Source organism: Acinetobacter psychrotolerans, from assembly GCF_048552595.1.
Lineage (GTDB): Bacteria > Pseudomonadota > Gammaproteobacteria > Pseudomonadales > Moraxellaceae > Acinetobacter.
Window position 1 is genome coordinate 60,878 of sequence record NZ_JBIMDK010000020.1, and the last position, 6,000, is coordinate 66,877.

Sequence of the window (6,000 nt, forward strand, 5' to 3'; positions counted from 1 at the left end):
AATGTCATACCAAACCATCTCCATGAAATGACAGTTCGTAAATTTTTCAAATCACGCAGTCATGACACTATTTTCAAGCTGCTCAATCTGATCCAATTGTGCAATGAATTGTTCAGCCTGTGACCAAGGACCAAACCCTGCCGCAGGATTGAGATGCCCGACATCACCTAAATTGACCAATTCGCTGCCCCATGTATTTGCCATCTCGGCAACAGCATCATAACTTGCCAAATAATCATTGGTACTTGCGGCCACAATACTTGGAAATGCTAAACGCTGATCAGGTACAGGAGACCACCCTTCTTGTTTTAGCGATTCAGGGCTCGGATAATGTGCAGGCCAGCTTTGATTTAAATCGGGCGGTGTCGCAAGTAAAGCACCTTGAATATAATAGCTTTGATGAGTATTTCCTTTAAGATCATTCACATTAAGATTATTTTCTTTGAGATCATACTGATATTTTGCTGCCCAATGAATGGTCATTAAGACACCTGCGCTATGTGCAACCAAAATGACTGGGCCTTGAATTTTTTCTAGTTCTGCCTGAATACGTGCCACTCGATTCGCACAATTCAATTTATCCATTTCCGCAGGAGGAACAGAACGTACATTGACTAAACGTGCTTCAAGTATAGTTTGCCAATGTTCCGCCACATGATCACGTAATCCGGGGATGATTAAAACAGTCGCCTTTGTGAGTATTTTTTCCATCTCTATACCTTGAGCTTCATGCTCGCTGAGGATAATTCATCTAACTGATTTGATATCCAACATAGAGAACAGGCTAGCCAAAAGATGCACTTTAAATGACATTCACTTTTCTTTTCATGACAGATCGGTTAATACCATTTAAGTTACAAAATTGTTTATTTTAACCATCAAAAAATAAAAACCTTAAAAAACAATTGAAAAAATACACTTCATTGCTTTACGACCAAAGTAGGCACTATTCGACACCGCGTATTTTGGTTATAAATAGACTTTGATCAGGATGGTCAATTAAAAACAGGGAGATAATAAAAGTGGTTCCGCTAGCTCATACAGCCGTTCTAAAAAATTATGTGGACGTGACGCAGCAATTAGATATCAATCCTTATCATTTATTATCGAATGTTGGACTGTGCCCAACACAGCTCAGCAGCAATAGTAAACAGCGTATCTCTGTCGATAAAGCTGTAGCATTATTGGAACAATCTGCACAAATGAGCGGCTGTGAGGTTTTTGGTTTACGCATGGCTGAACAACGCCAACTCTCCGATTTTGGAGAAATCAGTTTATTGCTGAGTTATCAACATACTTTGCGTGATGCGATACAAACCATGGTTAGATATCGTAATCTTCTCAATGATTCACTGGCGATTTATGTCGAAGAAGTTGGCAACACTGCTATTATTCGCGAAGAAGTGGTGACTACGGCATCGGTATATAGCCGTCAAGCATCTGAGCTTGCTTTGGGTATCATGCATCGTTTATGCGCTGCCTTACTTTTGCAAAAATGGCGACCATTAAGCATCCATTTTACCCATAGCGCACCAAAAGATCTTTCTGTGCATCGTAGAGTATTTGGTTGTTCATTAGAATTTGGTAGCGATTTCAATGGTATCGTTTGCACTACAACAGACCTTGATAGTGCCAATCCACAAGCCAATACGGCAATGGCAAGTCATGCACAACGCTACTTAGACATCCTACAAAATGATAATGAATCTTCAATTATTTTTGATATTCGTAAAAGTATTTATTTATTGTTGCCAATGGGACGTGCCACCATTGATCAAGTTGCTCAAACCCACGGTATGAATGTCCGAACTTTACAACGACGTTTAGAATCAGCGCAGACCAGTTTCAGCGATCTAATGAATGATGTACGTCGTAATCTTGTCTTCCGCTATCTAAAGAATATGAATTATTCACTCGGGCAAGTCTCCGATATTTTAGGTTATTCAATGCCAAGTTCTTTTACCCGTTGGTTTATTAGCCAGTTTGGTATGGCACCAAATACATGGCGTAGTCACAATAAAACCCTACAGGATTAATTAAAGCACTGCATCAGCAGACTACATTTTATGAGATTCATCTTCTAAATCTCACATTCCATTCTAAATAATTATTTTTCAATAGAAAAAGGTTTTCCTGTTAAATACCGATTAGGTAAAAAACAGCAAAACCTTTTTTTATGAACTTCATTTTAATGACTTTAATATGGATGGATTCAATCCATGCCTTAAATTCAAATCAGAACCACCAACGCATCAACAGCAACACCAATATCACAAGGAAAATACTTTCACCAATCATCAATAAAATCGGTTTGATACCCACAGAAGCAAGTTCTTTAATTTGCGTTTTCATTCCCAAAGCACTGATTGCAATAATCAAAAACCAACGCGATAATTCATTTGTACCATTTTGAACAATGATGGGCACCCAGCCTGTACTATTAATACATGCCAAGACTAAGAAACCGACGGCAAACCATGGTAATAATGGTGGACGCTCCCCTCCTGATTCTACACCCTGCATTCGAGTAATCATCGCCGCACAAACAATGACTGGAAGCAACATCGCAACTCGCATTAATTTCACCACAGTTGCAGTATCACCCGTTTCTGTCGACATGCTATAACCCGCACCAACGACCTGCGCAACATCATGAATAGTCGCACCTAGAAATACCCCTGCCGCCTGTGGAGATAACTCCAACCACTGAGCAATCATCGGATAAATAATCATTGCCAAGGTCGAAAGTGCTGATACACCAATTACTGTAAATAAAGTGGCTTTTTCTTTTTGTGGATGATTTGGGAATGCTGCCGAAAGTGCTAATGCTGCGGATGCTCCGCAAATTGCCGTCGCACCTCCTGTTAGCATACCAAAAAGTTTCTGAAAACCGAGTAATTTTGCTGCCACGACAGAGACTGAAATGGTCACAACAACCAGTGTAATGACCAAAGCTACAGGCTGCCAACCTAATGCTGTAATTTGCCCGAGGGTAATTCGCATTCCAAGTAAGGCAATCCCCGCACGTAATACGGTACGTGCAGTAAATTCTATTCCTGCCTTACATTTAGTGTCTGAAGCGAGAAAATTCAGCCCCATACCGAGCAATAAAGCAAATAACATCACGGGTGCACCGTAATGCTCAGATAAAAAACAAGCGGCTGCTGCAACAACAACACTGACGGCAAATCCGGGCATTAATTCACGTGCACGTAGACTTAAGTCCATGGTTTTTACGCTACCCATGTTGTTCTCCAGAATTCAGAACAATAAACACCTGCTCTCCAATCTTTTCTATCGGATATGAGGTCACTTTCATCTGTGTAGAATTGAGTAAATAACCACTGGCTAGATCAAATCGTAAACCATGTGCAGGACATGAAATTGTCCGCCCTTGTAAGCATCCACTGAACATCGAAGCCCCTTGATGAGGGCAACTATCATCAATGGCGTAAAGTTGATTTTCGATATTGAAAAGCGCAAGTGTTTTATCTTCAATCATTAAAAAAGCACGCTGACCTAAAGTGGGTAATTTTTCCTGTGGTACTTGAAAACGAACTGTCATGCTGGCTGTCCTTGCGCTGCTAATGCTTCAAGCATGGCTTTATAAAGTACATCTGCAGGTTGAGCGCCCGCCATTGCAAAACCTCCATCAAATACAAAGTAAGGTACGCCCTTCCCACCCGTATCCGCCGAAATAAACAGGTGATCTGGGACATCTGATATACGTGCAATCGCATCTTCCTCAAAACCACAATAAGTGGCTATTTTCTGTAATACAGCAATATCACTAATGTTTTCAGAATGATGGAAATACGCAGAAAATAGGCCTTCCAATAAGCGGTCAGCCTGTATTGGATTACTCATTTCTAATGCATTTTTAAAAAATTGATGTGCCTTTGCTGTATTCGGCATCCGTGGAATTTTTTCAAAATCAATCTCTACACCCACCATTCCTGCTGCCTGACGAACCTGAGCCTGTCTCATACGAACAGCCACGGAACTTCCAAGCCTTTGTAAGTAAAAGGCTTGAAACGGTATGCCATCCGCTGGAATTTGCGTTAATAACTGCACACCTTTCCAATTTAAAACCACTTCGACATCGGGGTGGCTACGATTTAATTTTTGAATTGCAACTTGTAACTGACGTTTTCCAATCAGACACCAAGGGCAAATAAATTCAAAAAATACGTCTATAGACAGTTGGCGACTCATTATTTATTTTCCAAATTTTGTTGGCTGTTTTGCGCGACAGCTTGTTCATTTAATCGTTCCATATCTTTGAGATAATGGAATTTTGCATAGAAGAACACTACGGCAGCAGCAATACTCATCAATGGCATGAATTGAAATGCACTATGCAATCCAATCACATCTGAAAGTTTACCGATAACCAAAGGTCCTAACGCCAAGCCAAGGAAATTATTGGCAAGTGTTAATGTTGCAAAAGCAGTACCGTGCACAGAATTGTGGGTCAGATTGGCAACCATTGCGCTTGAAGGGCCATTGGTACCTAAGGCAATAAACATTCCCAAACCAATCAACACCAATTGAGCTGTTCCTGCTGGCAGTGAAAATGCAATCGATAGCAACAGACAACCAACAAGGCAATACGCAATGGCTAAACTGACTTTACGATCGGGACGATTCTTACCCAAACGATCACAGAGCATGCCACACAAAATTGTTCCGACTGCGCTGAACAATACGAGAACCGCAGCCAAAACACCTGCTTTGTCCGTGCTCATTGCGTAATATCGATTGAGATAACTGGGTAACCAAACGATGACTGAACCACCGACAAAGAGCTGTAAACCGCTACCAATATAAGTTGCGATCACGGAGCGACTGGAATACAGCGATTTCAATGGACTTTTAATTGGAGCAGCTTTCTGCCCAATTTCATTGATTCGATGTGGTGGAGCTATTCTTTTTTCTTTTACAACAATTGGATATAGCACAGCGAGCACTAAACCAAAAAGTGCCATTCCACCAAATGCCCAACGCCATCCAAAATGTTCAGCCAGTACACCACCAAGCGCCATACCTAGAAACGAGCCGAATACGCCACCCGCCATGAATGCACTTGCTAGAGTTGCACGCATTTCACGTGGGAATACTGCAACAACAACGGCAATACCAATACTGCCATAAGCAGCTTCACCTACGCCAACCATAAAGCGGGCAATAAACATTTGCTGATAGTTTTCTGCAAGTGCACAACCTAAGGTTGCCACACTCCACAGTACTGCCATTAAGGTCAGACTTTTAACACGTCCAAAACGGTCTGCAAGAAGTGATAATGGCAAGGTTAATAAACCCACCATTAATGCAACAATACCACTGAGTAAACCGAGTTGACTGTCGCTGAGCGCCCATTCACTTTTCAGTAAAGGAAATACAGCATTGAGTACCTGACGTGACATGTAATCTGAAATTAACAAACCAAATGTTAATGCAAAAACTAACCACGCATAGCGACGGGGAATACCGATTGACGTATCTACACTGTTCGTATGATCCGTAAAATGATGAGCACCCATACGACCTCCTTGTGTTTTTATATTCTCTATTGTCTTTATCCAATGCTAAAAGAATCATGAAGATAATTTACAACATGATCCTTTTACATATTTGAGTCAAAATTCCATTTCACTCAAACATTTTACTTACGTAATGGAATACCTTTTTGTCCGTGTTTACGGTTTGGCGTCATGCCATTTTCACGTAATGTTTCATCAATACTGTCGTACTGCACGCCGATGCGATAAATCTCACGTGCTTCTTTACCCGTTGCAATTTCACGACCCAATTCACGAGCAATTCGAACCGTTTGCTTAACCTGCTCTACAGATGAGAAACGCTTACCTTGATGATCGATAATCGTATCTTCATTACCAACGCGTGGATGTAAACCCATTGATAAAGCCATTGTGTTAAACGGTAATACATTTTTAAACAATGACTCAGATGTCAGTGTGCAACCATCTGGTGCACGAT

7 protein-coding genes are annotated in these 6,000 nt (G+C 41.0%); 1 reads left to right on the forward strand and 6 read right to left on the reverse strand.

Translation table 11 applies throughout. The annotated features are described in order from the left end of the window. Positions 1–51: 51 nt before the first annotated feature. Entirely contained in the window at positions 52–711 is a 660-nt protein-coding gene (locus ACG94X_RS14730) for an RBBP9/YdeN family alpha/beta hydrolase (RefSeq protein WP_419384460.1), read from the reverse strand. Positions 712–1,022: 311 nt separating this feature from the next. Between ACG94X_RS14730 and ACG94X_RS14735 the strand changes: the two genes are divergently transcribed. Then, complete coding sequence (locus ACG94X_RS14735) at positions 1,023–2,036, forward strand: AraC family transcriptional regulator (protein WP_419384461.1); 1,014 nt, start codon at positions 1,023–1,025, stop codon at positions 2,034–2,036. Between the two features lie 199 nt (positions 2,037–2,235). Here the strand turns inward: ACG94X_RS14735 and ACG94X_RS14740 are convergent, their stop codons facing one another. From ACG94X_RS14740 to ACG94X_RS14760, 5 genes are all read right to left on the reverse strand, one after another. Next, positions 2,236–3,246: a YeiH family protein gene (locus ACG94X_RS14740; protein ID WP_419384462.1), complete on the reverse strand. Its 1,011-nt coding sequence runs from the start codon at positions 3,244–3,246 to the stop codon at positions 2,236–2,238. After that, complete coding sequence (locus tag ACG94X_RS14745; protein WP_419384463.1) at positions 3,239–3,565, reverse strand: Rieske (2Fe-2S) protein; 327 nt, start codon at positions 3,563–3,565, stop codon at positions 3,239–3,241. The genes ACG94X_RS14740 and ACG94X_RS14745 overlap by 8 nt, the downstream gene beginning before the upstream one ends. Then, on the reverse strand, positions 3,562–4,215 hold the full coding sequence (locus tag ACG94X_RS14750; RefSeq protein ID WP_419384464.1) for a DsbA family oxidoreductase: 654 nt from the start codon (positions 4,213–4,215) through the stop codon (positions 3,562–3,564). Before ACG94X_RS14750 ends, ACG94X_RS14745 begins: the two co-directional genes overlap by 4 nt. After that, positions 4,215–5,543, reverse strand: a complete 1,329-nt coding sequence (locus tag ACG94X_RS14755; RefSeq protein WP_419384465.1) for an MFS transporter — start codon at positions 5,541–5,543, stop codon at positions 4,215–4,217. The genes ACG94X_RS14750 and ACG94X_RS14755 overlap by 1 nt, the downstream gene beginning before the upstream one ends. A 122-nt stretch (positions 5,544–5,665) precedes the next feature. Beyond that, positions 5,666–6,000, reverse strand: a 335-nt coding sequence (locus tag ACG94X_RS14760) for a 3-keto-5-aminohexanoate cleavage protein (RefSeq protein WP_419384466.1), incomplete at its 5' end; no start/stop codon positions are given.

Bases quoted from the DNA above. Each gene is read 5' to 3' on its own strand.
- ACG94X_RS14740 (WP_419384462.1), bottom strand. From the start codon at position 3,246: ATGGGTAGCGTAAAAACCATGGACTTAAGTCTACGTGCACGTGAATTA.
- ACG94X_RS14745 (WP_419384463.1), bottom strand. From the start codon at position 3,565: ATGACAGTTCGTTTTCAAGTACCACAGGAAAAATTACCCACTTTAGGT.
- ACG94X_RS14730 (WP_419384460.1), bottom strand. From the start codon at position 711: ATGGAAAAAATACTCACAAAGGCGACTGTTTTAATCATCCCCGGATTA.
- ACG94X_RS14750 (WP_419384464.1), bottom strand. From the start codon at position 4,215: ATGAGTCGCCAACTGTCTATAGACGTATTTTTTGAATTTATTTGCCCT.
- ACG94X_RS14755 (WP_419384465.1), bottom strand. From the start codon at position 5,543: ATGGGTGCTCATCATTTTACGGATCATACGAACAGTGTAGATACGTCA.